We start from the raw sequence: 23532 nt of genomic DNA, 5'->3' as shown, positions 1-23532 counted from the left end.
ACACGGTCAGCCCCTCCGGCGTTCGGATCACTCCGCCAGATGCCGCACCTGATCCCACAGCACCGGATCCGCCACCCCCGCCCTGCGCCGGAACTCGGCCAACGGCACGTCCCGCAGCTCGTCCGTCTCCAGGAAGCTCGCGCGGCCCTCCGCATCACCCACCGAACCCGGCGGCAGCGGAATCACCCCCGCACGCTCGTCGTGATACCTGCTGGTGATCTTCGCGACCCGGGCGCTCCGCCCACGCACCGACAGGACCAGACACGGCCGGTCCTTACCGCCGGGCCCGTCCTCGTACGGCACCCGCGCCCACCAGATCTCCGCCGCCCGCGGCGCCGGAAGCCGCCGCCGCGGACCCCGCCCCGGCCCCCGCGGAGGACGCGTTCTGCCCGCCGGACGAGAACTCCGCTTCCGCGGTCCGCGCCCCCAGCCGTCCACCACCGTGACGACGAGCGCGAGCACCATCACTGCGGCCAGCGCGAGCCACCACGACGTGTCCATACCCACGACCGTACCGGCGCGCATCCCGGACCGCCCGCCGCCCCACCCGGCCCCAAGAGCCCCCCGAACCGGTGACAGTGCAGGTGAGTTCCCCCACAACGGCCCGCGACGGAGGAGCGACCGGCCCTTTTGCGCCTTACGCTCGACGCACCGCACACTCCCCAGCACTCCTGCCAGCGCGGAGGTTCCAGCTTCATGAAGCTCACCGTCGTCGGCTGCTCGGGGTCGTTTCCGTCCGCGGACTCGGCCTGCTCGAGCTACCTCGTCGAGGCCGACGGCTTCCGGTTGCTGCTCGACATGGGCAACGGCGCCCTCGGCGAGCTGCAACGCCACATCGGTCTGTACGACCTCGACGCGATCTTCCTCAGCCACCTGCACGCCGATCACTGCATCGACATGTGCGGGTACTTCGTGGCCCGCTACTACCGCCACGAGGGCGGCCGCTGCGCCCCCATCCCGGTCTACGGCCCCGAGGGCACCGAACAGCGCCTCACCACCGCGTACGCCGACACGCCCTCCGCCTCCTCGATGAGCGAGGTATTCGACTTCCACACGGTCAAGCCCGCCTCCTTCGACATCGGCCCGTTCTCGGTCCGCACCGAGAAGATGTGCCACCCCGTCGAGGCGTACGCCATCCGCGTCGAGCACGCCGGCAAGTCCCTCACGTACTCCGGGGACACCGGACCCTGCTCCGCCCTGGACGAACTCGCCACCGGAAGCGACTTCTTCCTGTGCGAGGCCGCCTTCACGCACGGCAAGGAGAACATCCCCGACCTGCACCTGAACGGCAGAGAGGCGGGGGAGTCCGCCCGGCGTGCCGGTGCAGGAAGGTTGCTGCTCACCCACATCCCGCCGTGGACGGACCCCCAGGCCAACCTCGCCGACGCCCGCGCGGTCTACGAGGGCCCCACCGCCCTCGCGGCACCCGGCGCGACGTACGAGATCTAGGGCCTGTGTCCTAGGCCTCGGCCGTACGCCGGTACCCGCGGCCGCCCAGCGCCATCCTGTTCCACGTGTGGCGCCGGCCGCGGATCGCCACCGAGTAGTCGTACATGACCTCCGGATCGCACATTCCCGGCAGGAACGAGTCCCCGAAGTGGTGGGCGTCGATGCCCACCTCCTTCGCCGTCAGGGCGAGTTGCGGCACCACGTTCGCGTGCGACCCCTCCTGACTCGTACCGATCGCGCCCATCACCACCGCACCCGCGTCCTGCACCGCCGCCACCGCCTCCGCGGCCAGCTCCTTGGTGACACCCGGCAACGTGCCCGGCAGCGGCAGTACGACGCCGTCGGCACCCGCGTCCACCAGCGACGTCAGCCGCTCCACTGTGACCCGCTCCGGATGCCCCGCGTGGTGCATCTTGCCGCTCCACAGCGCCCCATCGTCCCCGAGCCCGGCCCGCAGCTCCTCGGTGACCCGCGCGAGCCCCTCGTACGACCCGCCCGTGCCCGGGTTCGCCGTCAGACAGAGCATCGCCGCACCCATGTCGATGAGCCGCTTGGCGTACTCGGGCTTCGCGCGCCGGATCTCCGGGACGTCGCCCGGCTCCAGATTGATGCCGACCGGGCGGCCGATGTACGCGGCGAGGTCGGCGATCGAGTCGAACGTGCCGAGGCCCGGCAGGTCGAGGCGCTCGCCGTCCCAGGCCCGCTCGATCAGGTTCAGTACGACGATGTCGGCGCCGAAGGCCGCCACCAGCTCGGCGTTGTGCACGCCCGGCATGCCCGGCATCGGGATCAGCGCGGCGCGGTCGGCGAACACCTCGGCGACCATCGTGCGGCCCTCCGCGGCGGCGACGGAGGAGGTCAGGGCGCGGCCGCGCAGGGCGGCGAGGCGCTCGCGGTCGAGGTCGAGGATGCGGGGGGTCTGCTGGTGGCTTTGCTGGTCGCTCATGCCTCGACCGTATGCCGCCGGACACGACGAAGCCCCTCGCCGTTGGTACCTACGGCGAGGGGCTTACGTCACTCGGATGCGGGCGAGGAACTACTTGCCCTCGGCCTTCAGGAGCTCGGCGAGCTCCTCGTCGGACTCGCGGCCCGGCGTCGGCAGGTTGAACTTGGTGATCGCGAAGCGGAAGACCACGTAGTAGACCGCCGCGAAGCAGAGGCCGACCAGGGCCAGGCCCCACGGGTTCTTCGCGATGCCGAGGTTCAGCAGGAAGTCGACCGCGCCGGCCGAGAAGCCGAAGCCGTCCTTCATGCCGAGCGCCCAGGTCAGCGCCATGGAGACACCGGTGAGCACCGCGTGGATCGCGTACAGGACCGGCGCGATGAACATGAACGTGAACTCGATCGGCTCGGTCACACCGGTCACGAAGGCGGTGAGCGCGAGCGAGAACATCATGCCGCCGACGACCTTGCGGCGCTCGGGGCGGGCGCAGTGCACGATCGCGAGGCAGGCGGCAGGCAGGGCGAACATCATGATCGGGAAGAAGCCGGTCATGAACTGGCCCGCGGTCGGGTCGTGGTGCAGGAAGCGCGCGATGTCGCCGTGATAGTCCACGCCGCCGTCGGTGTACGAGCCCGCCTGGAACCAGGGGAAGGAGTTCAGGAGGTGGTGCATGCCCACGGGGATCAGCGCGCGGTTGGCGACACCGAAGACACCGGCGCCGACGGCGCCCGAACCGACGAGCCACTCACTGAAGTTGTGGATGCCGGCGCCGAGGACCGGCCAGATCAGACCGAAGACTATGCCCGCGACCAGGCCCGCGAAGGCCGACAGGATCGGGACGAGACGGCGGCCGCCGAAGAAGCCCGCCCAGTCGGGCAGCTTGGTCCGGTAGAACTTCTGGTAGAGCAGGGCGACGATGATGCCCATGACGACGCCGCCGAGCACACCGGCGTTGACCGGCGCCTCGTTCATGACGATCTTGCCGTCCACGACGGACGCGACCTTCGGCAGGTTCTTGTCCGTGAAGGTGGCGAGCACCTTCTGGAAGACCAGGTAGCCGGTCACGGCCGCGAGGGCCGTCGAGCCGTCCGACTTCTTGGCGAAGCCGATCGCGATGCCGACGCAGAACAGCAGCGCCATGTTGTCGAGCAGCGCGCCACCGCCGGCCGCCATGTACTCCGCGAGCTTGTTGATGAAGGTCGGGAACGACTCTTTGCCGAGCATGTCGTTCTGGCCGAAGCGGACGAGGAGGGCCGCGGCGGGCAGCACGGCGACCGGCAGCATGAGGCTGCGGCCGATGCGCTGCATGACGGCCATCACGCCCGCGCCCTTCTTCTTCTTGTCGGCCGCGGGGGCGGCGCCGGTCGTGGACACAACTTCCTCCAGTGGGCAAGGCGCCGCCTGGGGACATGGAAGTGGGGGACGGCGGCGTCTCCGGGGGACGCGGCGAGAAGGCCGCGTGGTCTACACCAATTAGTGGTGTAGACCTGTTGTAGCACGGTGAAGGTGACGTAAGGAACCCGTGATTCCTGTGGGGTCGGCCATATCCCGACATGACAGCCGAAAGACCCCCGGATCCAAGGTCCGAGGGCCTGACACAGGGTACGAGGAGCCCGCCCCGCGCGACGAATTACGCCTTCGTCTGCTCCCGGTCCTCCGCCTCCGCCTCCTCCTCCGGTTCACGTCCCGGAGTGTGCAGATCGAACTTGATGATGACGAAGCGGAATAGCGCGTAGTACACGACGGCGAAGCAAAGACCGATCGGAATGATCAACCACGGTTTTGTCGCGAGCCCCCAGTTGATGACGTAGTCGATCAGCCCCGCGGAGAAGCTGAAGCCGTCCTTCACCCCCAGCGCCCACGTCACCGCCATCGACACACCCGTCAGCACCGCGTGGATCGCGTACAGCAGCGGCGCGATGAAGAGGAACGAGTACTCGATCGGCTCGGTGATGCCCGTGACGAACGACGTCAGACCCACCGACAGCATCAGACCCCCGACCACCTTGCGACGCTCCGGGCGCGCGCAGTGCGTGATCGCGAGGGCCGCGGCCGGCAGCGCGAACATCATGATCGGGAAGAAACCCGAGGTGAACTGGCCCGCCGTCGGATCGCCCGCCAAGAACCGGTTGATGTCACCGTGCACGACCGTGCCGTCCGGCTTCGTGAAGTCACCGAACTGGAACCACACGAACGTGTTCAGGAACTGGTGCAGACCCACCGTGAGCAGCGCGCGGTTGGCGACACCGAAGATGCCCGAGCCCAGCCAGTCCAGATCCACCAGCCACTTGGAGAAGCTCGTCAGTCCGTCACCGATGGGCGGCCAGATCCACACGCAGAGCCCCGCGAAGACCAGACCCACGAACGCCATGATGATCGGCACAAGACGGCGGCCGTTGAAGAAGCCGAGCCAGTCGACCAGCTTCACGCGGTGATAGCGCTGCCAGAACCACGCGGCGAGCAGCCCCATCACGATGCCGCCGAACACCCCCGGATTCTGGTACGCGGCCTGCGCCACCTTCCCGCTCTCCGCCACGCACACCCCGCTCCACATGCCCGCGCCGCCGAACGTGGTGTCCGCGGGGCAGTCGTCGGGGAACGCGCGCAGCACCGCGTAATAGACGAGGAATCCGGTGACCGCGGCGAGCGCCGTGGAACCGTCCGACTTCTTCGCCATGCCGATCGCGACACCGATGCAGAACAGCAGCGGCAGGCCCAGCGTCGAGTCGAGCAGCGAACCGCCCGCCGCCGCGAAGACCTTGGCGACGTTCGTCCAGCCCAGGCCGTCGTCGCCGAAGACGTCGGGCTGTCCGAGACGGTTCAGGATGCCGGCGGCGGGCAGGACCGCGATGGGCAGCTGGAGACTGCGGCCCATCTTCTGCAGGCCCTGGAACAGGCCGTTCCACCACTTCTTCTGTGGCGCCGCTGCGGCGGTGGCACTCATCGGCGTCCCTCCCGGAACAAGCCAGGTTTGGCGGTCGTTGAAAACTGGTGTAGACCAGTTGCGGTACGTGTGGGAGCGCCGCCCGATGAGGGCCGGCACCTTGATCGTCATCATTGGGCACGACTGACGTAACCGCCCGCGAAGATGGTCCAACCGTGCGTTACCGTGGCAAAGCGGTCCCCCGGCCGCGAGAAACACAGGGAGAAACACATGGCCAGCAAGGCTGAGAAGATCGTTGCCGGGCTCGGCGGCATCGACAACATCGAAGAGGTCGAGGGCTGCATCACGCGCCTGCGCACCGAGGTCAAGGACCCGGCTCTGGTGGACGACGCCGCCCTGAAGGCCGCCGGCGCCCACGGCGTCGTCAAGATGGGCACCGCGATCCAGGTCGTCATCGGCACCGACGCGGACCCCATCGCCGCGGACATCGAAGACATGATGTGAGTTCCTGAACTCACGGGTCCTTGAACCCACCGGTTCGGAACCCACCGGTTCGGAACCCACCGGTTCGGAACCCCTGGTTCCCGACCCACCGCCGAGGGCCCCGTCCGGACAACCGGACGGGGCCCTCGCGCATGCCGTCTGCGGCTAGGCTCCTCACCATGTCTCGAATCGACGGCCGCACCCCCGAACAGCTCCGCCCCATCACCATCGAACGCGGCTGGAGCAAGCACGCCGAAGGCTCCGTCCTCATCTCCTTCGGCGACACCAAGGTCTTCTGCACCGCCTCCGTCACCGAAGGCGTCCCGCGCTGGCGCAAGGGCAGCGGCGAAGGCTGGGTCACCGCCGAGTACTCCATGCTGCCCCGCTCCACCAACACCCGCGGCGACCGCGAATCCGTCCGCGGCAAGATCGGCGGCCGCACCCACGAGATCAGCCGCCTCATCGGCCGCTCGCTCCGCGCCGTCATCGACTACAAGGCCCTCGGCGAGAACACGATCGTCCTCGACTGCGACGTCCTCCAGGCCGACGGCGGCACCCGCACCGCCGCGATCACCGGGGCGTACGTCGCACTCGCCGACGCCGTCGCCTGGGCCCAGGGCAAGAAGCTCATCAAGGCGGGCCGCAAGCCCCTCACCGACACGGTCTCCGCCGTCTCCGTCGGCATCGTCGGCGGCGTCCCCCTCCTCGACCTCCGCTACGAGGAGGACGTGAAGGCCGACACCGACATGAACGTCGTCTGCACCGGCGACGGCCGCTTCGTCGAGGTCCAGGGCACCGCCGAGGCCGAGCCCTTCGACCGCAAGGAACTCAACGCACTCCTCGACCTCGCGGTGGGCGGCTGCGAGGAACTCGCGGCGTACCAGCGCGCGGCGCTGGAGACCACGCGCTAGTCCGCGTCGTCGAGCAGGCAACCAACAACCCCCTGCCGGGCGTTGTTATCAGTACGGACGCGCGGACGAAGCCGCGCGTCCGTACGCACCCTGGGGAGGGGACCGAACCATGGCCGCGCGCCACCGTCGCATCGCCACCGCCGTCATCACGGCACTGATCGTCATCCCGGCCGGCGCCGGCCTCGTCGGCTGCGACGCCGTCTCGAAGGCACTCGACTGCGTCCAGACCGCCGACACGATCGCCGACAGCGTCACCGACCTTCAGCAGGCCGTCGAGAAGGCGGGCGACGATCCCGCCGCGGCGGACCGGGCGCTCGACGACATCGGCAAGAACCTCGACAAGATCGGCGACAAGACCGACAACACGGATGTGAACAAGGCGGTCGACGACTTGGAGAAGGCGGTCGACAACGTCCGCGTCTCGGTCGACAAGGGCGACGCGACGCCGGACGTCAGCCCGGTCACGGACGCGGCGGGCGAACTGACGAAGGTCTGCACGCCGTAAGAAAGCCCGCGCGGGGGCGGCGATACTTGGCTCCATGACCCGCCTCATCCTCGCCACCCGCAACGCCGGCAAGATCACTGAACTCAGGGCGATCCTCGCCGACGCAGGTCTCACGCATGACCTCGTCGGCGCGGAGAGCTATCCCGAGATCCCCGACGTCAAGGAAACGGGCGTCACGTTCGCGGAGAACGCCCTCCTCAAGGCCCACGCCCTCGCCCGGGCCACGGGCCTCCCGGCCGTCGCCGACGACTCGGGCCTGTGCGTCGACGTCCTGAACGGCGCCCCCGGAATCTTCTCCGCCCGCTGGGCCGGCCGCCACGGCGACGACCAGGCCAACCTGGACCTCCTCCTGGCCCAGCTCTCCGACATCGCCCCGGAACACCGCGCGGCCCACTTCGCCTGCGCGGCAGCGCTGGCACTCCCCGACGGCACGGAACGCGTGGTCGAAGGCCGCCTCTCGGGCACCCTGCGCACGACCCCCGCGGGCACGGGCGGCTTCGGTTACGACCCGATCCTCCAGCCGGAGGGCGAGACGCGCACGTGCGCGGAACTGACGGCAGCGGAGAAGAACGCGATCAGCCATCGCGGGGTGGCGTTCCGGGCGTTGGTGCCGGTGGTTCGGGAGTTGTTGGGCTGAGAGCCCTGATGCACGAAGAGGGCCCGGCCCGCGCGGGATACGCGGGCCGGGCCCTCTTCGGTGATGCGGCCGGTGGGATTCGAACCCACACGGGATTTCTCCCACGGCGTTCTAAGCGCCGCTCGGCTGCCATTACGACACGGCCGCTTGCATGGCCATGGTACCGGTCGGGTTTCACCTGCCTAGGTGGAGCGTCGGCGGCCGCCCCCTGCACCAGGTACTGGTGACGGCGTGGCAGTTGGGGCACATGTCGAGGCCGAGACGGCCCGCCTCACTTGGGAGTGGGGCGGGCCGTCGAGGGGGAAAGCGGGTCAGAACTTGGGGGCCGTGGCCTGGGCCTCGACCATTTCTGCTGCCTCTTCCTTCGTTTCCACCGACGGGGGCGACCCCGACAGCGGCTTCTGGGCCGTTTCCTTCATGCAGGCCACCGCGATCACACCCACCACCGCCGCCGCCATCGAGTAGTACGCCGGGATCATGTCCGTGCCCGTGACGCTGATCAGGGACGTGATGACCAGGGGAGCCGTGCCGCCGAAGAGGGAGGCGGAGAGGTTGTAGCCGACGGAGAGGGAGCCGTAGCGGACCGATGTGGGGAAGAGGGCCGGGAGCGTCGCCGACATCGTGCCGAGGAGGCAGACCAGGGAGAGGCCCAGGAGGAGCATGCCCGCGGAGACCGCCACCAGGCTGCCCTGCTTGATGAGGAGGAACGCCGGGATCGAGAGGACCAGGAAGCCGATCATGCCCGTCATCAGGAGCGGCTTGCGGCCGAAGCGGTCGGAGAGCTTGCCGACCTGCGTGATGATCAGCATCAGGATGATCATCGTGCCGATGAGGATCAGGAGGCCGTGCGAGTCGTCGTAGCCGAGCTCGTCCGAGAGGTACGTCGGCATGTAGGACAGGAGCATGTAGTCGGTGACGTTGTACGCGCCGACCAGGGCGATGCAGAGGATCAGCGTCGCCCAGTGGTCGCGGAAGATCTTCGCCAGGTCGCCCTTGGCCGTCGTCTCGACGGTGGACGCTCCCTCGGACGCCGAGTGGTACGACGCGTCCTCCATCTTCTGGAACGCGGGCGTCTCGTCCAGCTTCAGCCGCAGGTAGAGGCCGACCAGGCCCAGCGGGCCCGCGACGAGGAACGGGATGCGCCAGCCCCAGGACTCCATCGTGTCCGAGCCGAGGGACGCGTTGAGGATGAGGACCAGACCCGCCGCGCCCGTGTAGCCCGCGAGCGTGCCCATCTCCAGGAAGCTGCCGAAGTACCCGCGGCGCTTGTCGGGCGCGTACTCGGCGATGAACGTCGACGCACCGCCGTACTCGCCGCCCGTCGAGAAGCCCTGGACGAGGCGGAAGAAGATCAGCAGGACGGGCGCCCAGAAGCCGATTGTCGCGTAGGACGGGATGAGGCCGATGGCGAGCGTGCCGATCGCCATCAGGATCATGGTGAGCGCCAGGACCTTCTTGCGGCCCACCTTGTCGCCCATCGGGCCGAACACCATGCCGCCGATGGGGCGCACCAGGAAGGAGACCGCGAAGGTGGCGAAGGACGAGATCAGCTGTGCCGTGTCGTTCCCGGAAGGGAAGAAGACGTGGCCGATGGTGACGGCCAGGTAGCTGTAGATGCCGAAGTCGAACCATTCCATGGCGTTGCCGAGCGAGGCCGCTTTGACGGCCCGCTTGACCGCGGCCTCGTCCGTGACCGTGATGTCGGTACGGCGCAGGGGCGGGTTCTTGCGCCGTCTCACCGCCCGGAACAGGGTGCGGTGGCGCCTCATCGCCTCCGGGTCGGCCTCGGCCTCGAGCTCTTCTTGGGCCGCCATGGAGTGGTTCCTTTCGTTCTTCGTACAAGTCCCCCGTGGGATCACTTGCTCGAAGATGGCCGATGCAAACGAAAGCCCCCCGCGAGGGGGGCTTACATCACATCGGAAAGGGAACGCGGGACGCGCGGCGGAATGCTCCGTTCGGACGCCTCAGACGCCCAGGTCCCTGATGATCTTCGCCACGTGGCCCGTCGCCTTCACGTTGTAGAACGCGTGCTCGACCTTGCCCTGCTCGTCGACCACCACGGTCGAGCGGATCACGCCCGTCACCGTCTTGCCGTACAGCTTCTTCTCGCCGAAGGCGCCGTACGCCTCCAGGGTCTCCTTGGAGGGGTCGCCGACCAGCGTGACCTTGAGGTTCTCCTGCTCGCGGAACTTCGCCAGCTTCTCCGGCTTGTCGGGGGAGACGCCGATGACGTCGTACCCGGCGGCGGCCAGCACGTCCAGGTTGTCCGTGAAGTCGCAGGCCTGCTTGGTGCAGCCGGGGGTGAGGGCGGCGGGGTAGAAGTACACGATGACCTTGCGGCCCTTGTGGTCGGCCAGCGAGACGTCCTTGCCGTCGGCGTCGGGCAGGGTGAACGCGGGGGCGGTGTCGCCGGGCTGCAGTCGCTCGCTCATGGGCGTCTCCTCGTAGGGGTGCTTCGCAAAGAGTGTGGTGACGGGGACGAGCGTAATAGGGGTGCCGCGGGGTGCGGCGCGCGCGAAGCTGACAGACTGTGGGGTACAGCGGTAAGCGGTACAGCGGCACGGCTCCATGTCGTGACACGCTCGACACGTTTCCCCATTCCATAGCTACGACCACGGAGGCAGCGCGGTGTCGGATGCCAGGACCCCTGCGCAGATCGAGGCGGACATCAAGCGCCGGCGCGACCAGCTCGCCGAGACCCTCGACGAGATCGGGGTGCGCGTCCATCCGAAGACGATCGTCGGCGACGCGAAGGCGAAGGTCGTCGCGGGTGTGGACAACTCGCTCGGCCGGGCGTACGTAGGGGCGAATCGCTTCGTCTCGGACGTGCGCGGGCAGCTCGTCTCGGAGGACGGTTCGCCGCGCATCGAGCGCATCGTGCCGGTCGCCCTGGTGGCCGTGGGCCTCGTGGGGCTCCTCGTGGTGAGCTCCCGGCGCCGCGGCGCCTGAAGAGAAGGGGCGGGGACGGTTCCGGTGCTGAGTGCCGACCCGGGAGCCCGCGACGGCTGCCGGTGCGGGTAGGTTCTGGGGCGTGAGCGAGAAGACCCCCAGGACCCCCCACGACGACAAGCTGCCCATTCGCATGCTGCACGACCGCGTGCTCGTGCGGCAGGACACCAGCGAGGGTGAGCGGCGCTCCGGCGGCGGCATCCTGATCCCCGCGACCGCTGCCGTCGGCAAGCGGCTCGCCTGGGCCGAGGTGGTCGCGGTCGGGCAGAACGTCCGGACGGTCGAGCCGGGCGACCGGGTCCTGTACGACCCGGAGGACCGTGCCGAGGTCGAGGTGCGGGGCGTGGCCTACGTACTGATGCGGGAGCGCGATCTGCACGCCGTGGCGGCCGACCGGTTCGAGGGGTCGGAGGACTCGACGGGCTTGTACCTGTAGCCGTGCCTATAGCCGTGCAGCGCTTTTAGGACTTCTGCGTGAGGGGCTGGTGACCATGGTCACCAGCCCCTCACGCATGCCTTTTGCTACCTTTGAAGGAACCCGACGAGACGCGCCGTACCGGGATTCCGCAAAGACGACGCACCCCCATTCGCGTTTCTACTCGTCGGAGGTGCCGTCATGGCCTGGGTTCTGTTGATCGTCGCCGGACTGCTCGAAGTGGGCTGGTCGATCGGGATGAAGTACACGGACGGCTTCACGCGCCTGTGGCCCAGCGTGTTCACGGGTGTGGGCATCGTCGCCAGCATGATGCTGTTGTCGCAGGCCGCCAAGACGCTGCCGATCGGTACGGCCTACGGAGTGTGGGTCGGTATCGGCGCGGCCGGTGCGGCGGTGCTCGGCATGGTGATCCTGGGTGAGCCGGTCACCGCCGCCCGGATCTTCTTCGTCTGCCTGCTGCTGGTGGCCGTGGTCGGTCTGAAGGCGACCTCCGGTCACTAGCGCGTAAGCGGGGTCGGGGTCGGGGTCGGGGTCAGTACAGCTTGTTGACGGCCGTGGTCGTCGTCTTCTTGAAGGCGGCCACGGGCGCGTCCCCGAAGTCGCCCATCTGGGCCCACCGCACGACGGTGACGGTTCTGCCGTCCCGCCCGACCGACGTCAGAGAGATGTCGGTGGCGCCGTAGGACGTCTCGGTGTGCAGGCCGCGGACGCGGGCGCCCTCCTCGACCGGCAGCTTGCCGTAGTCCCGGCCCTCGGCCTTGATGTCGGGGGAGGACTCCTCGATGCGGTCGGCGCAGGTGCGGACCAGGTCGTCGTAGTGCTTGGCCAGGGCCTTGGCGTGGGCGGCCGAGTCCGTCACGACGGTCAGCTGCACGGCGTTGGTCTCCAGGTCGGTGCGGAACTCGCGGTGCCGGTACTCGTAGTCGAGTACGCCTTCCGTGCTCACGCAGCCGCCGAGTGCCTCCGGGAACCCCTCGGTGGCGGGCCCGGCGGTCCAGGCCGACGTCGGGTGCGGCGGCAGCTGCGACGCGGAAAGGAACTTGGGCGCGGCGGCCTTCGGTACGGCCGCCTTCTCTGCGGCGCCGGCGGTCGGTGCCGTGAGGACGGTGCCTGCCGCGAGGGCGGCGACGGCGAGTGCGGTGCAGGCGCTCGTTCGGATGCGCATGGACTTGGACTTGGGCATGGACTTGGGCATGGCTGTTACCCCCGTGGAGGAGTGCGTGGACGTGGATGCCGCGGCGAGGCCGGTTGGTCGGCTATGGCCTGGTCGGCCCCGGCCCGGTCGGTGCGGCACCAAGAGCATCAGCGGTCACAGCGGCCGGGCGCAACAGTCGACGGCCGGTCGAGCGGGGTGGAACCATCCCAGCCCGTCTGACGTGCAGATACACGGGTGCCTGGGATACCGTCCCGGGCCGCGTGGGGACGTACGGGCGTACAGGCGTACGAGGACGGGGGGCCCGTGTCGGCACAGGGCAACGGCCGCGGCATCGACGGCGGCGGCATCGACGACGTCGCGGAGTTCGCCGCGCTGCTGCGGGAGCTGAAGGAGCGCACGGACCGGAGCTACGGCTCGCTGGCCCGCCGTCTGGACATGAACACCTCGACGCTGCACCGCTACTGCGCGGGCGACGCGGTGCCGCTCGACTTCGCCCCCGTGGAACGTTTCGCGGCGCTGTGCGGGGCGACGGCGGAGGAACGCCTGGAGCTCCACCGCCGCTGGCTCCTGGCGGTGGCGGCCCGCCGTCGGCCCCGTGCGGCGGAGACAAGTGAGGCGTCAGGCGGGGCTACCCAGGGGCGCGGGGAACTGCGCGACGAGCCCCCACCGGGCCGCGGGCCTGAGAGCGCGGGCACTGCCGCGGCGGTAGAAGCCGTGAACGACGCGGACATCACGGCGCCGGAGACCGTGAACGACGCGGACATCACGGCGCCGGAGACCGTGAACGACGCGCCCTCACCCCCGTCACCCCCGTCACCCCCGCCCCACCCCTGGTACCGCCGAAGACGCCTCATGGCCGGGCTGGCCTCCGCCAGTGCCGTGCTCGCGGCGCTCGGCGCCTTCTCCCTGCTGCCGGACGGTCGGCGGGCGTCCGCCGACGGTCCCGACCGGGTCGCAGGGGCGCCGGAGCGACGGGGCGCCCCGCCCGAGCCGAGCGGCACCCCCGGCGGCACCCCCACCTCCGAGCGCCCTTCCGACACCGCCACCCCCGAGAGGAAGCCGGGGAAGAGGAGACCGGTAAAGGAGGAGCCGGGCACCGCGCACCCGCCCGGCGCGACCTCCACCCCGTCCCCCGGCGAGAAGCCCGCCGCGCTGCCGCTCACCTGGACCGCGAACTCCCAGGCCTGGAAGCTCGGCTGCGGGCACGACTACGTCATCGCCAAGCCGCCGAGTCAGGTCCCGCCTCCCCCCGCCCCGCAGGACGCGGCGCCCTGGGCGGCGACGCAGAAGGCGGTGCACGGCGGCGAGACGCTCGTGCAGTTGTCGGTGCAGGGGCGCAGCGACACGGCCGTGCTGCTGGAGGCGCTGCGCGTGCGCGTGGTCGGCCGCGCGTCGCCGGTGGAGGGCAACGCGTACGCCATGCACCTGGGCTGCGGCGGCGCGGTCACGCCGCGGACCTTCGCCGTGGACCTGGACAAGGACCGGCCCATCGCCCGCGCGGTCCCCGGGAACGACACCGGCACGCCGGTTCCGGCCGTGCGCATGCCCTACCGCGTGTCGGCCGCAGACCCCGAGGTGCTGCTGATCAACGCCGGGACCAGCTCGTGCGACTGCCGCTGGTACCTGGAGCTGGACTGGTCGTCGCAGGGCCGCGAGGGCACCGTGCGCATCGACGACGACGGCCGCCCGTTCCGTACCAGCGCCATCAAGGGCCTGCCCCGCTACGGGTACGACACCATCGGGCGCCGGTGGGGAACCTACAGCTGAGGGCCGGGGCGGCGGATCGCTCCGTCAACCGTCCGTCAGCCCGCCGATCCCCCCGCCGTCGTCCATGCCGCCGTCGACCGCCCCGCCCGCCGGATCGGTGCCGCCCGTCGGCCCGCCCTGGGCGCCTCCGTCGGTGGGCCCGCCGTCGGCGCCGCCGTCGGTCGGTCCTCCGGTGTTCTGGCCGCCGGTCTCCTGCCCGCCCGTCTGGCCGCCCGTCTGGCCGCCGTTCGGGCCACCCGTCTGACCGCCTGTCTGGCCCCCGGTGTCCTGGCCGCCCGTGGTGGTGCCGCCGGTGTCCTGGTCGCCGGTGGTGCCGCCGTCGGTCGTGCCGCCGGTGTCGGGGCCGCCGTCGGTCCCGCCGTCGGTGCCGGGCTCTTCGGTGCCACCCGTCGTCGCGTCCGGCACCTCGGGCACGTCAGCGCCCTGCTCAAGCTCCAGGTCGAACTCCTTGACCGGCTTGCCCTCCAGGGCGGCCTTGGTGAACTGGGCCCAGACGCGCGCGGGGTAGGCGCCGCCGTTGATGCGGGTCTCGCCGAGCGCGCCGTACAGCGGGGTGTGGGCGCCGGTCTCCGGGTCCTGGCCCATGACGGCGACGACCGTCGCGAGCTCGGGGGTGTAGCCGGCGAACCAGGCCGCGGTGTCGTTCTCGGCCGTGCCGGTCTTGCCCGCGGCCGGGCGGCCCGCGTTCTGTGCCGCCGTGCCGGTGCCGCCCTGGACGACGCTCTGGAGGACCGACGTGGTGGTGTCGGCGGCCTCGCGGGTCACGGTCTGCGCGGTCCTGGGCTCCGGCAGCTCGATCTCGCTGCCGTCCTTGCTGATCTTCTCGACGAGGGTGTACGTGCCGTGCTTGCCGTGGTTGGCCAGCGTCGCGTACGCCTCCGTCATGTCCAGGACGCTCGCGGTGGAGGGGCCGAGCGCGATCGAGGGGGACGCGGTGAGGTCGGGGGTGTTCTCGGGGACGCCGAGGGCGACGGCGGTGTCCTTGACCTTGTCGGAGCCGACGTCGACGGCCATCTGCGCGTACACCGAGTTCACGGACTTGTCGGTGGCGGTGCGGACGGTGACGTCGCCGTAGTCGACGTGGTCCTCGTTCTCGGGGGCGTACGTCCCGCCGCTCCAGCCCTGCACCGGCCGCTTGTTGGTGCCGTCGTACATCGTGTTCGGGGTGATGGGGCGGCCGTCCTGGGTGACGGAGCCGTTCTCCACGGCCGAGGTGAAGACGAACGGTTTGAACGTGGAGCCGACCTGGTAGTCGCGGCGCGTGGCGTTGTTGACGTACTGCTTGGTGTAGTCGATGCCTCCGTACATCGCGACGACCTTGCCGGTGGCCGGGTCGATGGAGGCGCCGCCCGCGCGGACGTTGCGGTCGACCTTGCGGGCGCCCTTGTCGACCTTCGACATCACCTGCTTGTCGACGGCCTCCTTGAAGGCGTCCATGCGGTCCTTCTGGAGGGTCGTGGTGATGCGGTAGCCACCCTTGGCGAGGGTTTCCTCATCGATGATCTTGTTGGCCGTCAGATAGTCCTCGACGGCCTTGACGACGTAGCCGCGCTGCCCGGACAGGCCCGCCGCGCCCTTGGCCTCGTCGGGCTTCGGGAACTCCGCCTTCGCCCGGTCGGACTTGCTGAGCCAGCCCTCGGTGACCATGCCGTCCAGGACGTAGTTCCAGCGGCCCGCCGCGCGCGGCTTGTTCTCGGGGTGCGTGGCGACGTCGTACGCGTTGGGGGAGTTGAGGAGCGTGGCGAGGTAGGCGCCCTGGGAGACGGAGAGGTCCTTGACGTTCTTCCCGTAGTACGCCTGGGCGGCCGCCTGCACGCCGTACGCGTTGCGGCCGAAGTAGCTGGTGTTCAGGTAGCCCTCGAGGATGTCGTCCTTGCTCACCTCGCGGTCCAGCTTGATCGAGATGAAGAACTCCTTCACCTTGCGGGTGACCGTCTGCTCCTGCCCCAGGTAGTAGTTCTTCACGTACTGCTGGGTGATGGTGGAGCCGGACTGCTTGCCCTTGCCGGTGACGGTGTTCCAGGCCGCGCGGATCATGGCCTTGGGGTCGACCGCGGACTCGCCGTAGAAGTCGCGGTCCTCGGCGGCGAGCACGGCGTGCTGGACGTGGAGAGGGACCTCCTTGAGGGGCACCTTCTCCCGGTTGACCTCGCCGTCACGGGCGATCTGGGTGCCGTCGGCGTAGAGGTAGACGTTGCTCTGCTTGGTGGCGGCGGAGTTCGCGGGCGGGATGTCGACCAGCATGTAGCCGGCCATGAAGCCGCCGACGCACAGCAGGATGATGAGGATGAAGCCGCCGAGGACCATGCGCCAGGTGGGGAAGATCCGCCGCCAGCCCTTGCGCTTGGGCCGCTTGGGTTTCTTGCTCTTCTTCCCGTCGGGGGCCGCCCCGGCGGCACCTGCCGCGCCTGCCGCTTCGGGGGTCTCCGCCGTAGCGGGCGCCTCAGCGGCCTCCCCGGTCTCAGCGGGCGTGTCCTGCGGCTCCCTGGACGCCCAGCGCGGGCGCCGGACAGGACCCTGCTTGCCCTGCTGCTGCGGCTCGTCGCTCATGTCTTGCGGAACTCCCGGTTAGCGTCGTACATCCCGTACGCCTCGTAAACCTCACTGCAACCCCGTTGCAACCCCATTGGACACTGTTGCCACAGGCGTTCGTGACCAGGGACGCGCCAGGCCCCGAAAATGCCTGGCAGGGTCGCCCCCTATCGCACTAGGCTCCAGCGCTTTGGCCCCATTCGGGACGAAGCCCACGGTGAAAGGGATGCTCGTGCGCGCAGGACGGTTCCGTTTGTACGCGGCCGTCACGGAGGGCAGCTTCCGCAGGTACGCCACGTATCGGATGGCGACCGCGGCCGGAGTCTTCACGAACACGGTTTTCGGCCTGATTCTCGCCTACACCTATCTGGCGCTCTGGGACGAACGGCCCGGCCTCGGCGGTTACGACCAGTCGCAGGCCCTCACCTATGTGTGGCTCGGCCAGGCGCTGTTGACGGTGATGGCGCTGATGGGCGGCGGCTTCGAGGGCGAGCTGATCGAACGGATCCGCACCGGCGACATCGCCGTCGACCTCTACCGGCCCGCCGACCTGCAGCTCTGGTGGCTGGCGGCCGACGTGGGCCGGGCGGCCTTCCAGCTCCTGGGCCGCGGCATCGTCCCCATGGTCTTCGGAGCGCTCGTCTTCGACCTGACCCTGCCCCCGGACGTGCTGGGCTGGCTGGCGTTCCTGGTGGCCGCCGTGCTCGGCGTGCTGGTCAGCTTCGCGATCAGGTTCCTCGTGGCGCTCTCCGCCTTCTGGCTGATGGACGGCGCGGGCGTCACGCAGGTGGCGATGCTCGCGGGCACGTTCTTCTCCGGGATGCTGCTGCCCCTGAACGTCTTCCCCGGCGCCCTCGGCGAGTTCGCCCGCGCGCTTCCGTGGTCGGCGCTGCTCCAGATGCCCGCCGACGTGTTCCTCGGCGAACGCTCGGGGACGGCGCTGCTGCGGACGTACGCGTTCCAGCTCGGCTGGGCGGCGGCGCTCCTTACGGTGGGACGGCTGTTGCAGGCCGTGGCGACGCGGCGGGTGGTGGTTCAGGGTGGCTGACGAGGACGACATGTCGCCGGTGCGGGAAGGGCTGCGCGCCTACCGCCTGATCTCCGCCATGTGGATCCGCTCCCTCATGGCCTACCGCGTCTCCTTCGCGATGACCGCGCTCGGCAACTTCGCGGTGACCGCGTTCGACTTCGTGGCCATCCTGCTGATGTTCTCCCAGGTGGACCGCCTCGGCGGCTACTCGCTCGCCGAGATCGCGTTCCTGTACGGCGCCTCGTGCACCGCGTTCGGCCTCGCCGACCTCGCCCTGGGCTCCATGGACCGCCTCGGCAGACGGGTGCGGGACGGCACGCTGGACACGCTCCTGGTGCGGCCCGCCCCGGTGCTCGCGCAGGTCGCCGCGGACCGCTTCGGACTGCACAGGATCGGCAGGCTCGCGCAGGGCACGCTGGTCCTCACGTACGCCCTCGTGGTCCTGGACATCGACTGGACTCCGCCGAAGGTCCTGATGGTGCCGCTGATGCTGCTCTGCGGGGCGGGGATCTTCGCGGCGGTGTTCGTGGGCGGCGCCGCGTTCCAGTTCGTGGCGCAGGACGCGGCGGAGGTGCAGAACGCGTTCACGTACGGCGGCACCACGCTGCTCCAGTATCCGCCGACCGTCTTCGCGAAGGACCTGGTGCGCGGCGTCACGTTCGTGCTGCCGCTGGCCTTCGTGAACTGGCTGCCCGCGCTGTACGTGCTCGGGCGCCCCTATCCGCTGGACCTGCCGTCGTGGGTGGCGTTCACGCCGCCGCTGGTGGCCGCGGCGCTGCTGGCGCTGGCGGGCGTCGTCTGGCGCGCGGGCCTCCGTTCGTACCGCAGCACAGGGAGCTGACAGACATGACTGGTGACCCCCTCATCGAGCTGGAGGAGGTGGAGAAGGTCTTCGACGTCCGCAGGAAGACCGGCTTCCTGCGGCGCGAACGCCGCGAGGTGCGAGCGGTGGACGGCATCTCGTTCACCGTCCCGCGCGGCGAGATGGTGGGCTACATCGGCCCGAACGGCGCGGGCAAGTCGACGACGATCAAGATGCTGACGGGCATCCTGACGCCGAGCGGCGGCAGGCTGCGTGTGGCAGGCATCGATCCCTCCCGTGAACGCACCCGCCTGGCCCGCCGCATCGGCGTGGTCTTCGGCCAGCGCACGACGCTCTGGTGGGACCTGCCGCTGATCGACTCGTACCGTCTGATGCACCGCATGTACCGCATCCCGGACGCCCGCTACGCGGAGAACCTTGACCGCTGCGTGGAACTCCTCGAACTGGGCGACCTGTTGGACGTACCGGTACGCCAACTCTCCCTCGGCCAGCGGATGCGCGGGGACATCGCGGCGGCGCTGCTGCACGATCCCGAGGTGCTGTACCTGGACGAGCCGACGATCGGCCTCGACGTGATCAGCAAGTCGAAGGTCAGAGGCTTCCTCCGCGACCTGAACACGGAGTCCGGCACCACGGTCCTCCTCACGACCCACGACCTGACGGACATCGAGCAGCTCTGCGGGCGCGTGATGGTCATCGACCACGGGCGCCTGATGTACGACGGCGCGCTGTCGGGCCTGCACGAGGTGGGGGAGAGCGAGCGCACGCTGGTCGTGGACCTGGAACGCGAACTCCCGCCGATCGAGGCGGGGTCGGCGGCGAGAGTGGTGAAGGTGGAGGGCCCGCGCCAGTGGCTGGCGTTCCCGGCAGCGCAGTCGGCGGCACCACTGGTGGCGCACATCGCCGACCGCTACCCCTTGCTGGACCTCTCCGTCAGGGAACCGGACATCGAGGCGGTCATCGCGAAGATGTACGCGGAGAAGCCGACCTCGTAGGCTGCGGAGTTATGAGTGACGACGACCACCGCACCCCTCCCCACCTCCCGGACCTGCGCGCCTCCGACGCCGACCGGGAACGGGTCGCCGAGCAGCTCCGGGACGCGGTGGCCGAGGGCCGCCTCGACATGACGGAGTTCGACGAGCGCCTGGACGCGACGTACAAGGCGCGGACGTACGGCGAGTTGGAGCCGCTCACCCGCGACCTCCCGTCGCACGAGGCGGTCTCCGCCAAGGCGGACCTCGTCAAACACGGTGCGAGTGCCGACCCCGTCGCCATCGACTGGGCCGAACGCATGGTGACGGGCGAACCGTCCTCGAAGCTCGGCTTCGCTCTCTGGAGCGGCTTCAGCCGCAAGGGCGGCTGGGTGGTGGGCCGGCAGTTCAACGGGTTCGCGATGTGGGGCGGCGGCGAGATCGACCTGCGCGAGGCGCGTTTCACGGACCGGGACGTCGAGATCCGCTGCTTCACGATCATGGGCGGCATGCAGGTCGTCGTACCCCCCGACATGTCGGTGGTGGTACGCGGCTTCGGCGTCATGGGCGGCTTCGACGACAGGGCCACGGGCGAGGGCACGCCGGGCTCCCCACGCGTGGTCGTGAAGGGCTTCGCCCTGATGGGCGGCGTGGGCGTGGACAGAAAGATCCGCAGAGCGGAGAAGCTCCGCCAACGAGAAGAACGCCGCCAGCAAAAACTGGAACGAAAGCGAAACCCCTCCGACTGAGCAGGAGCACAACGCGCGCTGAACGTCGGGGTTGGAGGAAGTTGCCGCCCAGGGGCGCGGGGAACTGCGCGACCGGCCCCCACCGGCCCGCGGCGAACGCCCCCCCCAAGGGGAAGGTCAGAGCTCGGCCGCAGCCGAGCCCTTCAGATGCGAGAGGTTGAACGTCTCAGCCATCCGCCGGAACCCCGCATCGGAAGGATGCAGGTGATCCCCCGAGTCGTACCGCTCCCGCAACTTCCGCGGATCGTACGGATCCCGCAACGCCCGGTCGAAGTCCACGAACTCGTCGAAGACCCGCCCCGACCGGATCTCCTCGTTCACGTCCTGCCGCACGCTCTCCAGAGCGGGCTCGTACCCCCGGTGCCCGCCGAACGGCATGAGCGTCGCGCCCACGACCCGCAGCCCGCGCGTATGCGCCTGCCGGGTCAGCTCGCGCAGCCCCTCGACGATCCGGTCGGGATCGTTCTGGTGCGGGTTGCGCAGGATGTCGTTGACGCCGAGCGCGATGACGACCGCCTTGACGCCGGTCCGGTCCAGCACGTCCCGGTCGAACCGGGAGAGCCCGCTGGGGTTGACGGCCGGGTTGCCGAGCCCGTCGGAGAGGATGCGGTTGCCGCTGATGCCCTGGTTCACGACGCCGTAGCGCGGCGCGCCCGACTCCTCGCGGAGCCGGTCGGCGAGGACGTCCGTCCAGCGCCGGTTCGCCCCCATCGTGGACGAGATGCCGTCGGTGATGGAGTCACCGAAGACGACGACGGTCCCGTCGGTCTCGTTGCTGAGGACGTCGACCGCGGAGAGGTAGCGCCAGTACGGGCTCTGCTCCGTGTACGCCTCGCCGAGCTGGTCTTCGGTGCGGTCGCCCTCGGCGACGTAGCTGATCTGACGCGCGTGCGGGTGGTAGGTGACGGGCCCCGACGGGGTCGGGGAGTACGTCGTGATGAGCAGGTCCGCGTCGTGCGGCACGCGCAGCCGCGCCGCGTCGCTCATCACCTGAGCGCCCGGCGGGATCACCACCGACGTGTTGCCGTTGAAGGTGAGCCTGCGCAGCGTGCCGGCCGCGGCGGCGGGGTTGTTCGACGCGGAGGCCAGCGCGATCGACGCGTGCGTGATGCTGAGCGGCGTCGTGCCGTACAGGTTGGAGAGGGTGATGCGGGCGCTGCTGCCGCCGACGCTCGTGTGCACGACGTTGCGGATGGAGCGGCCCGCGAACCCCTTCTGCTCCGTGCCCGGTTCGGACCCCGCGGGCGAGGCGGACCAGGAGCCGACCCAGATGCCGGAGGAGGCGGGTGCGGCGGAGTTGCGGGGACCGCTGGGGCCCGCGCTGATCGTGTCCTTCGAGCCGTCGTCGGTGCCTGCGACCCCGACGTATATGGCTGCGGAAATCACCACTATGACCGCGAGAACCGCGGCGAGAAGGGCATAACCGTGTCGCTTGGTCATGCGGGCTCTTTCTCCTCGGGCAGGGGGAGCCCCGAGGCTCCGGTGTGATCACCCCATGATGCGGCATGGGCCGTGAGGCGGCCGACACTGCCCCCCTCCGTCCATTGAGACGCCGGGAACTTGTCGTCCGTTCCAGGAGTAGGTCAGGAAGGGGCGTAGGACACAGGTGATGGGGACAATCGGGACAGAGGACAGGACGCAGGACAGGGGAACAGTGCGGACGGCTACTAGGTGAACGGGCCAGGTGGAGTGAGTGGAACGCGCAAATGCGGAGGAACCGGCTGAGGTGCACGGCGATGAGCATGCCCGTGGGGACGGCGCCGCAAGCGGGAGGCGCCTTGCCGGGGCGGACACCTCCCCCGCGGGGGAGGAGAGCGAGTCCCCGAATGGCCTAAAGGCGGCGGTACGAGAAGCTCAGTCCCCCCGAGAACCTCAGGCCTCCCAAGCCCCCCGGACCCCGGCCCCCGGAGCCCGACCCCCTCGCGCCCCCCGCGCCCCCGGTGGCCTCACCTACAGCCCCGCCGACGAGGAGAAGCGGCGCGGCGTCCGCCGTATGAAGATCACGGCGACGGGCCTGCTCGTCTTCGTCGCCGTCGTCTACGTACTGGCGAAGTGGGCGCAGCACTCCGGCGCGGGCCCCTGGGCGGGTTACGTGGCCGCGGCCGCCGAGGCAGGCATGGTCGGCGCGCTCGCGGACTGGTTCGCGGTGACCGCGCTGTTCCGCCACCCGCTGGGCCTGCCCATCCCGCACACGGCGATCATCCCGAACAAGAAGGACCAGCTGGGCGCCTCGCTGGGCGACTTCGTGGGGGAGAACTTCCTCTCCGCCGATGTCGTACGGGACCGGCTGCACGCCGTGGGCATCGGCGGCCGCCTCGGCGCGTGGCTCGCCGATCCTGCGCACGCGGACCGTGTGACGGCCGAGCTGGCCACGGCCCTGCGCGGCGCCCTCACCGTCCTGCGCGACTCCGACGTGCAGGCCGTGGTCGGCGAGGCGATCACGCGCCGCGCCGACGCCCAGGAGATCGCCCCCGGCATGGGGAAGATGCTGGAGAAGGTCGTCGCGGACGGCGGCCACAAGCGGGTCGTGGACCTGGTGTGCGTACGGGCGCACGACTGGCTGGTCGAGCACGGCGACTCGGTGATGGACGCGGTGCAGGGCGGGGCGCCCGGCTGGACCCCGCGGTTCGTCGACAAGCGCGTCGGCGAGCGGGTCTACAAGGAACTGCTCCGCTTCGTCACCGAGATGCGGGACATGCCGGAGCACCCGGCGCGGGGCGCCGTCGACCGTTTCCTCGCCGACTTCGCCGCGGACCTCCAGTCCGACTCGGACACGCGTGAGCGCGTGGAGCGGCTGAAGCGGGAGGTCCTCGGGCGCGACGAGGTCCAGGACCTCATCGCCTCCGCCTGGTCGGCCGTACGCGCGATGATCGTGGCCGCCGCCGAGGACGAGCGCAGCGAGCTGCGCCTGCGCGTGCGGGCCTCGCTGCTGTCGCTCGGCGCGCGGATGGCGAAGGACGGACGCCTCCAGCAGAAGGTGGACGGCTGGGTGGAGGGCGCGGCGGTGTACGTGGTGACGACGTACCGCGATGAGATCACCTCGCTCATCAGCGACACGGTGGCGGGCTGGGACGCCGAGCACACCTCGAAGAAGATCGAGGCGCACATCGGGCGTGACCTGCAGTTCATCCGCATCAACGGCACGGTGGTCGGCTCCCTGGCGGGGCTGGCGATCTATACGGTGTCGCGGCTGCTGGGGGCGTAGGCGCGGGGCGTGGGCGCGGGCGTGGGCGCGCGGCGCAGGCGCAGTTCAGCGCGCGTGAACGGGGGTTCGCTGGGCACTCTGGAGGGGCCCCTCGGCGTCGAG

The 23532-nt window shown here is 70.0% G+C and carries 23 protein-coding genes, 1 tRNA gene and 1 riboswitch; of the genes, 14 read left to right on the top strand and 10 right to left on the bottom strand.

Translation table 11 applies throughout. The features are described 5' to 3' along the window. Positions 1–27: 27 nt before the first annotated feature. Positions 28–501, bottom strand: a complete 474-nt coding sequence (locus tag NOO62_RS15325; RefSeq protein ID WP_268771446.1) for a type II toxin-antitoxin system PemK/MazF family toxin — start codon at positions 499–501, stop codon at positions 28–30. 195 nt (positions 502–696) lie between these two features. Here NOO62_RS15325 and NOO62_RS15320 point away from each other — a divergent pair, with 195 nt between their 5' ends. Further along, positions 697–1449, top strand: coding sequence for an MBL fold metallo-hydrolase (locus NOO62_RS15320; protein WP_268771445.1), 753 nt, complete (start codon positions 697–699; stop codon positions 1447–1449). A gap of 10 nt (positions 1450–1459) precedes the next feature. On the opposite strand, the gene NOO62_RS15315 is transcribed toward NOO62_RS15320, so the two are convergent. The 3 genes from NOO62_RS15315 to NOO62_RS15305 form a co-directional block, all read right to left on the bottom strand. After that, positions 1460–2395: a hypothetical protein gene (locus NOO62_RS15315; RefSeq protein WP_268771444.1), complete on the bottom strand. Its 936-nt coding sequence runs from the start codon at positions 2393–2395 to the stop codon at positions 1460–1462. Positions 2396–2485: 90 nt separating this feature from the next. Then, positions 2486–3709, bottom strand: a complete 1224-nt coding sequence (locus NOO62_RS15310) for a PTS transporter subunit EIIC (protein WP_398970009.1) — start codon at positions 3707–3709, stop codon at positions 2486–2488. A gap of 313 nt (positions 3710–4022) precedes the next feature. Continuing rightward, positions 4023–5336: a PTS transporter subunit EIIC gene (locus NOO62_RS15305; RefSeq protein WP_268771442.1), complete on the bottom strand. Its 1314-nt coding sequence runs from the start codon at positions 5334–5336 to the stop codon at positions 4023–4025. A 144-nt stretch (positions 5337–5480) separates the two neighbouring features. Here NOO62_RS15305 and NOO62_RS15300 point away from each other — a divergent pair, with 144 nt between their 5' ends. The 4 genes from NOO62_RS15300 to rdgB all read left to right on the top strand — a co-directional run bounded on the left by NOO62_RS15300 (position 5481) and on the right by rdgB (position 7812). Next, positions 5481–5780 carry a PTS glucose/sucrose transporter subunit IIB gene (locus tag NOO62_RS15300; RefSeq protein WP_268771441.1) on the top strand — a complete coding sequence of 100 codons (300 nt, stop codon included), beginning with the start codon at positions 5481–5483 and terminating at the stop codon, positions 5778–5780. Between the two features lie 158 nt (positions 5781–5938). After that, positions 5939–6670 (top strand): ribonuclease PH, encoded by a 732-nt coding sequence (gene rph / locus NOO62_RS15295; protein WP_268771440.1) that lies wholly within the window; start codon positions 5939–5941, stop codon positions 6668–6670. Between the two features lie 109 nt (positions 6671–6779). After that, positions 6780–7175: a hypothetical protein gene (locus NOO62_RS15290; protein ID WP_268771439.1), complete on the top strand. Its 396-nt coding sequence runs from the start codon at positions 6780–6782 to the stop codon at positions 7173–7175. Between the two features lie 34 nt (positions 7176–7209). After that, positions 7210–7812 carry an RdgB/HAM1 family non-canonical purine NTP pyrophosphatase gene (rdgB, locus tag NOO62_RS15285; RefSeq protein ID WP_268771438.1) on the top strand — a complete coding sequence of 201 codons (603 nt, stop codon included), beginning with the start codon at positions 7210–7212 and terminating at the stop codon, positions 7810–7812. Positions 7813–7876: 64 nt separating this feature from the next. On the opposite strand, the gene NOO62_RS15280 is transcribed toward rdgB, so the two are convergent. The 3 genes from NOO62_RS15280 to bcp form a co-directional block, all read right to left on the bottom strand. Next, positions 7877–7959 (bottom strand) — tRNA-Leu (locus NOO62_RS15280). Between the two features lie 164 nt (positions 7960–8123). Next, the gene (gene proP, locus NOO62_RS15275; RefSeq protein ID WP_268771437.1) at positions 8124–9626 is read right to left on the bottom strand and encodes a glycine betaine/L-proline transporter ProP; all 1503 of its coding nucleotides are present in this window, start codon (positions 9624–9626) and stop codon (positions 8124–8126) included. Between the two features lie 150 nt (positions 9627–9776). Then, positions 9777–10244 (bottom strand): thioredoxin-dependent thiol peroxidase, encoded by a 468-nt coding sequence (gene bcp / locus NOO62_RS15270; RefSeq protein WP_223774844.1) that lies wholly within the window; start codon positions 10242–10244, stop codon positions 9777–9779. Between the two features lie 196 nt (positions 10245–10440). Between bcp and NOO62_RS15265 the strand changes: the two genes are divergently transcribed. The 3 genes from NOO62_RS15265 to NOO62_RS15255 all read left to right on the top strand — a co-directional run bounded on the left by NOO62_RS15265 (position 10441) and on the right by NOO62_RS15255 (position 11698). After that, positions 10441–10761, top strand: coding sequence for a DUF3618 domain-containing protein (locus NOO62_RS15265; RefSeq protein ID WP_190329340.1), 321 nt, complete (start codon positions 10441–10443; stop codon positions 10759–10761). A gap of 133 nt (positions 10762–10894) precedes the next feature. Further along, the gene (locus NOO62_RS15260; protein ID WP_055568690.1) at positions 10895–11197 is read left to right on the top strand and encodes a GroES family chaperonin; all 303 of its coding nucleotides are present in this window, start codon (positions 10895–10897) and stop codon (positions 11195–11197) included. A gap of 74 nt (positions 11198–11271) precedes the next feature. Further along, positions 11272–11343, top strand: a riboswitch (guanidine-III (ykkC-III) riboswitch). A 34-nt stretch (positions 11344–11377) separates the two neighbouring features. Next, positions 11378–11698, top strand: coding sequence for a DMT family transporter (locus NOO62_RS15255; RefSeq protein ID WP_150168366.1), 321 nt, complete (start codon positions 11378–11380; stop codon positions 11696–11698). Positions 11699–11729: 31 nt separating this feature from the next. Here NOO62_RS15255 and NOO62_RS15250 read toward each other — a convergent pair whose 3' ends face one another. Continuing rightward, the gene (locus NOO62_RS15250; protein WP_268771436.1) at positions 11730–12392 is read right to left on the bottom strand and encodes a hypothetical protein; all 663 of its coding nucleotides are present in this window, start codon (positions 12390–12392) and stop codon (positions 11730–11732) included. Between the two features lie 264 nt (positions 12393–12656). Here NOO62_RS15250 and NOO62_RS15245 point away from each other — a divergent pair, with 264 nt between their 5' ends. Further along, positions 12657–14120: a helix-turn-helix domain-containing protein gene (locus NOO62_RS15245; RefSeq protein WP_268771435.1), complete on the top strand. Its 1464-nt coding sequence runs from the start codon at positions 12657–12659 to the stop codon at positions 14118–14120. A 24-nt stretch (positions 14121–14144) separates the two neighbouring features. On the opposite strand, the gene NOO62_RS15240 is transcribed toward NOO62_RS15245, so the two are convergent. Continuing rightward, entirely contained in the window at positions 14145–16670 is a 2526-nt protein-coding gene (locus tag NOO62_RS15240; RefSeq protein ID WP_414930828.1) for a transglycosylase domain-containing protein, read from the bottom strand. 208 nt (positions 16671–16878) lie between these two features. Between NOO62_RS15240 and NOO62_RS15235 the strand changes: the two genes are divergently transcribed. Genes NOO62_RS15235 through NOO62_RS15220 form a run of 4 tightly spaced genes read left to right on the top strand, consistent with a single transcriptional unit; the run spans position 16879 to position 20225 of the window. Continuing rightward, the gene (locus tag NOO62_RS15235; RefSeq protein ID WP_268771434.1) at positions 16879–17700 is read left to right on the top strand and encodes an ABC transporter permease; all 822 of its coding nucleotides are present in this window, start codon (positions 16879–16881) and stop codon (positions 17698–17700) included. Between the two features lie 10 nt (positions 17701–17710). Next, positions 17711–18523 carry an ABC transporter permease gene (locus NOO62_RS15230; protein WP_268775628.1) on the top strand — a complete coding sequence of 271 codons (813 nt, stop codon included), beginning with the start codon at positions 17711–17713 and terminating at the stop codon, positions 18521–18523. Between the two features lie 5 nt (positions 18524–18528). Next, positions 18529–19500: an ATP-binding cassette domain-containing protein gene (locus NOO62_RS15225; protein WP_268771433.1), complete on the top strand. Its 972-nt coding sequence runs from the start codon at positions 18529–18531 to the stop codon at positions 19498–19500. A gap of 11 nt (positions 19501–19511) precedes the next feature. Then, the gene (locus tag NOO62_RS15220; RefSeq protein ID WP_268771432.1) at positions 19512–20225 is read left to right on the top strand and encodes a DUF1707 domain-containing protein; all 714 of its coding nucleotides are present in this window, start codon (positions 19512–19514) and stop codon (positions 20223–20225) included. Between the two features lie 117 nt (positions 20226–20342). On the opposite strand, the gene NOO62_RS15215 is transcribed toward NOO62_RS15220, so the two are convergent. Continuing rightward, positions 20343–21665: an SGNH/GDSL hydrolase family protein gene (locus NOO62_RS15215; protein ID WP_268771431.1), complete on the bottom strand. Its 1323-nt coding sequence runs from the start codon at positions 21663–21665 to the stop codon at positions 20343–20345. A 253-nt stretch (positions 21666–21918) separates the two neighbouring features. Between NOO62_RS15215 and NOO62_RS15210 the strand changes: the two genes are divergently transcribed. Beyond that, a complete protein-coding gene (locus tag NOO62_RS15210; RefSeq protein ID WP_414930827.1) occupies positions 21919–23430 on the top strand; it encodes a DUF445 domain-containing protein in 1512 nt (503 codons plus the stop codon). The last annotated feature ends 102 nt before the right edge of the window (positions 23431–23532 follow it).

This window comes from Streptomyces sp. Je 1-369 (assembly GCF_026810505.1).
Taxonomy (GTDB): Bacteria; Actinomycetota; Actinomycetes; order Streptomycetales; family Streptomycetaceae; genus Streptomyces.
This window is presented reverse-complemented; position numbering and strand designations above follow the sequence as displayed.

What these genes read in the sequence shown, in the direction of transcription:
- NOO62_RS15230 (WP_268775628.1), top strand. Translation starts at nt 17,711, where the DNA reads ATGTCGCCGGTGCGGGAAGGGCTGCGCGCCTACCGCCTGATCTCCGCC.
- NOO62_RS15300 (WP_268771441.1), top strand. Translation starts at nt 5,481, where the DNA reads ATGGTCCAACCGTGCGTTACCGTGGCAAAGCGGTCCCCCGGCCGCGAG.
- NOO62_RS15215 (WP_268771431.1), bottom strand. Translation starts at nt 21,665, where the DNA reads ATGACCAAGCGACACGGTTATGCCCTTCTCGCCGCGGTTCTCGCGGTC.
- NOO62_RS15305 (WP_268771442.1), bottom strand. Translation starts at nt 5,336, where the DNA reads ATGAGTGCCACCGCCGCAGCGGCGCCACAGAAGAAGTGGTGGAACGGC.
- rdgB (WP_268771438.1), top strand. Translation starts at nt 7,210, where the DNA reads ATGACCCGCCTCATCCTCGCCACCCGCAACGCCGGCAAGATCACTGAA.
- NOO62_RS15315 (WP_268771444.1), bottom strand. Translation starts at nt 2,395, where the DNA reads ATGAGCGACCAGCAAAGCCACCAGCAGACCCCCCGCATCCTCGACCTC.
- NOO62_RS15220 (WP_268771432.1), top strand. Translation starts at nt 19,512, where the DNA reads ATGAGTGACGACGACCACCGCACCCCTCCCCACCTCCCGGACCTGCGC.
- NOO62_RS15250 (WP_268771436.1), bottom strand. Translation starts at nt 12,392, where the DNA reads ATGCCCAAGTCCATGCCCAAGTCCAAGTCCATGCGCATCCGAACGAGC.
- NOO62_RS15290 (WP_268771439.1), top strand. Translation starts at nt 6,780, where the DNA reads ATGGCCGCGCGCCACCGTCGCATCGCCACCGCCGTCATCACGGCACTG.
- NOO62_RS15310 (WP_398970009.1), bottom strand. Translation starts at nt 3,709, where the DNA reads ATGGCCGTCATGCAGCGCATCGGCCGCAGCCTCATGCTGCCGGTCGCC.
- rph (WP_268771440.1), top strand. Translation starts at nt 5,939, where the DNA reads ATGTCTCGAATCGACGGCCGCACCCCCGAACAGCTCCGCCCCATCACC.
- bcp (WP_223774844.1), bottom strand. Translation starts at nt 10,244, where the DNA reads ATGAGCGAGCGACTGCAGCCCGGCGACACCGCCCCCGCGTTCACCCTG.
- NOO62_RS15235 (WP_268771434.1), top strand. Translation starts at nt 16,879, where the DNA reads ATGCTCGTGCGCGCAGGACGGTTCCGTTTGTACGCGGCCGTCACGGAG.
- NOO62_RS15260 (WP_055568690.1), top strand. Translation starts at nt 10,895, where the DNA reads ATGCTGCACGACCGCGTGCTCGTGCGGCAGGACACCAGCGAGGGTGAG.
- NOO62_RS15225 (WP_268771433.1), top strand. Translation starts at nt 18,529, where the DNA reads ATGACTGGTGACCCCCTCATCGAGCTGGAGGAGGTGGAGAAGGTCTTC.
- proP (WP_268771437.1), bottom strand. Translation starts at nt 9,626, where the DNA reads ATGGCGGCCCAAGAAGAGCTCGAGGCCGAGGCCGACCCGGAGGCGATG.
- NOO62_RS15240 (WP_414930828.1), bottom strand. Translation starts at nt 16,670, where the DNA reads ATGAGCGACGAGCCGCAGCAGCAGGGCAAGCAGGGTCCTGTCCGGCGC.
- NOO62_RS15325 (WP_268771446.1), bottom strand. Translation starts at nt 501, where the DNA reads ATGGACACGTCGTGGTGGCTCGCGCTGGCCGCAGTGATGGTGCTCGCG.
- NOO62_RS15320 (WP_268771445.1), top strand. Translation starts at nt 697, where the DNA reads ATGAAGCTCACCGTCGTCGGCTGCTCGGGGTCGTTTCCGTCCGCGGAC.
- NOO62_RS15255 (WP_150168366.1), top strand. Translation starts at nt 11,378, where the DNA reads ATGGCCTGGGTTCTGTTGATCGTCGCCGGACTGCTCGAAGTGGGCTGG.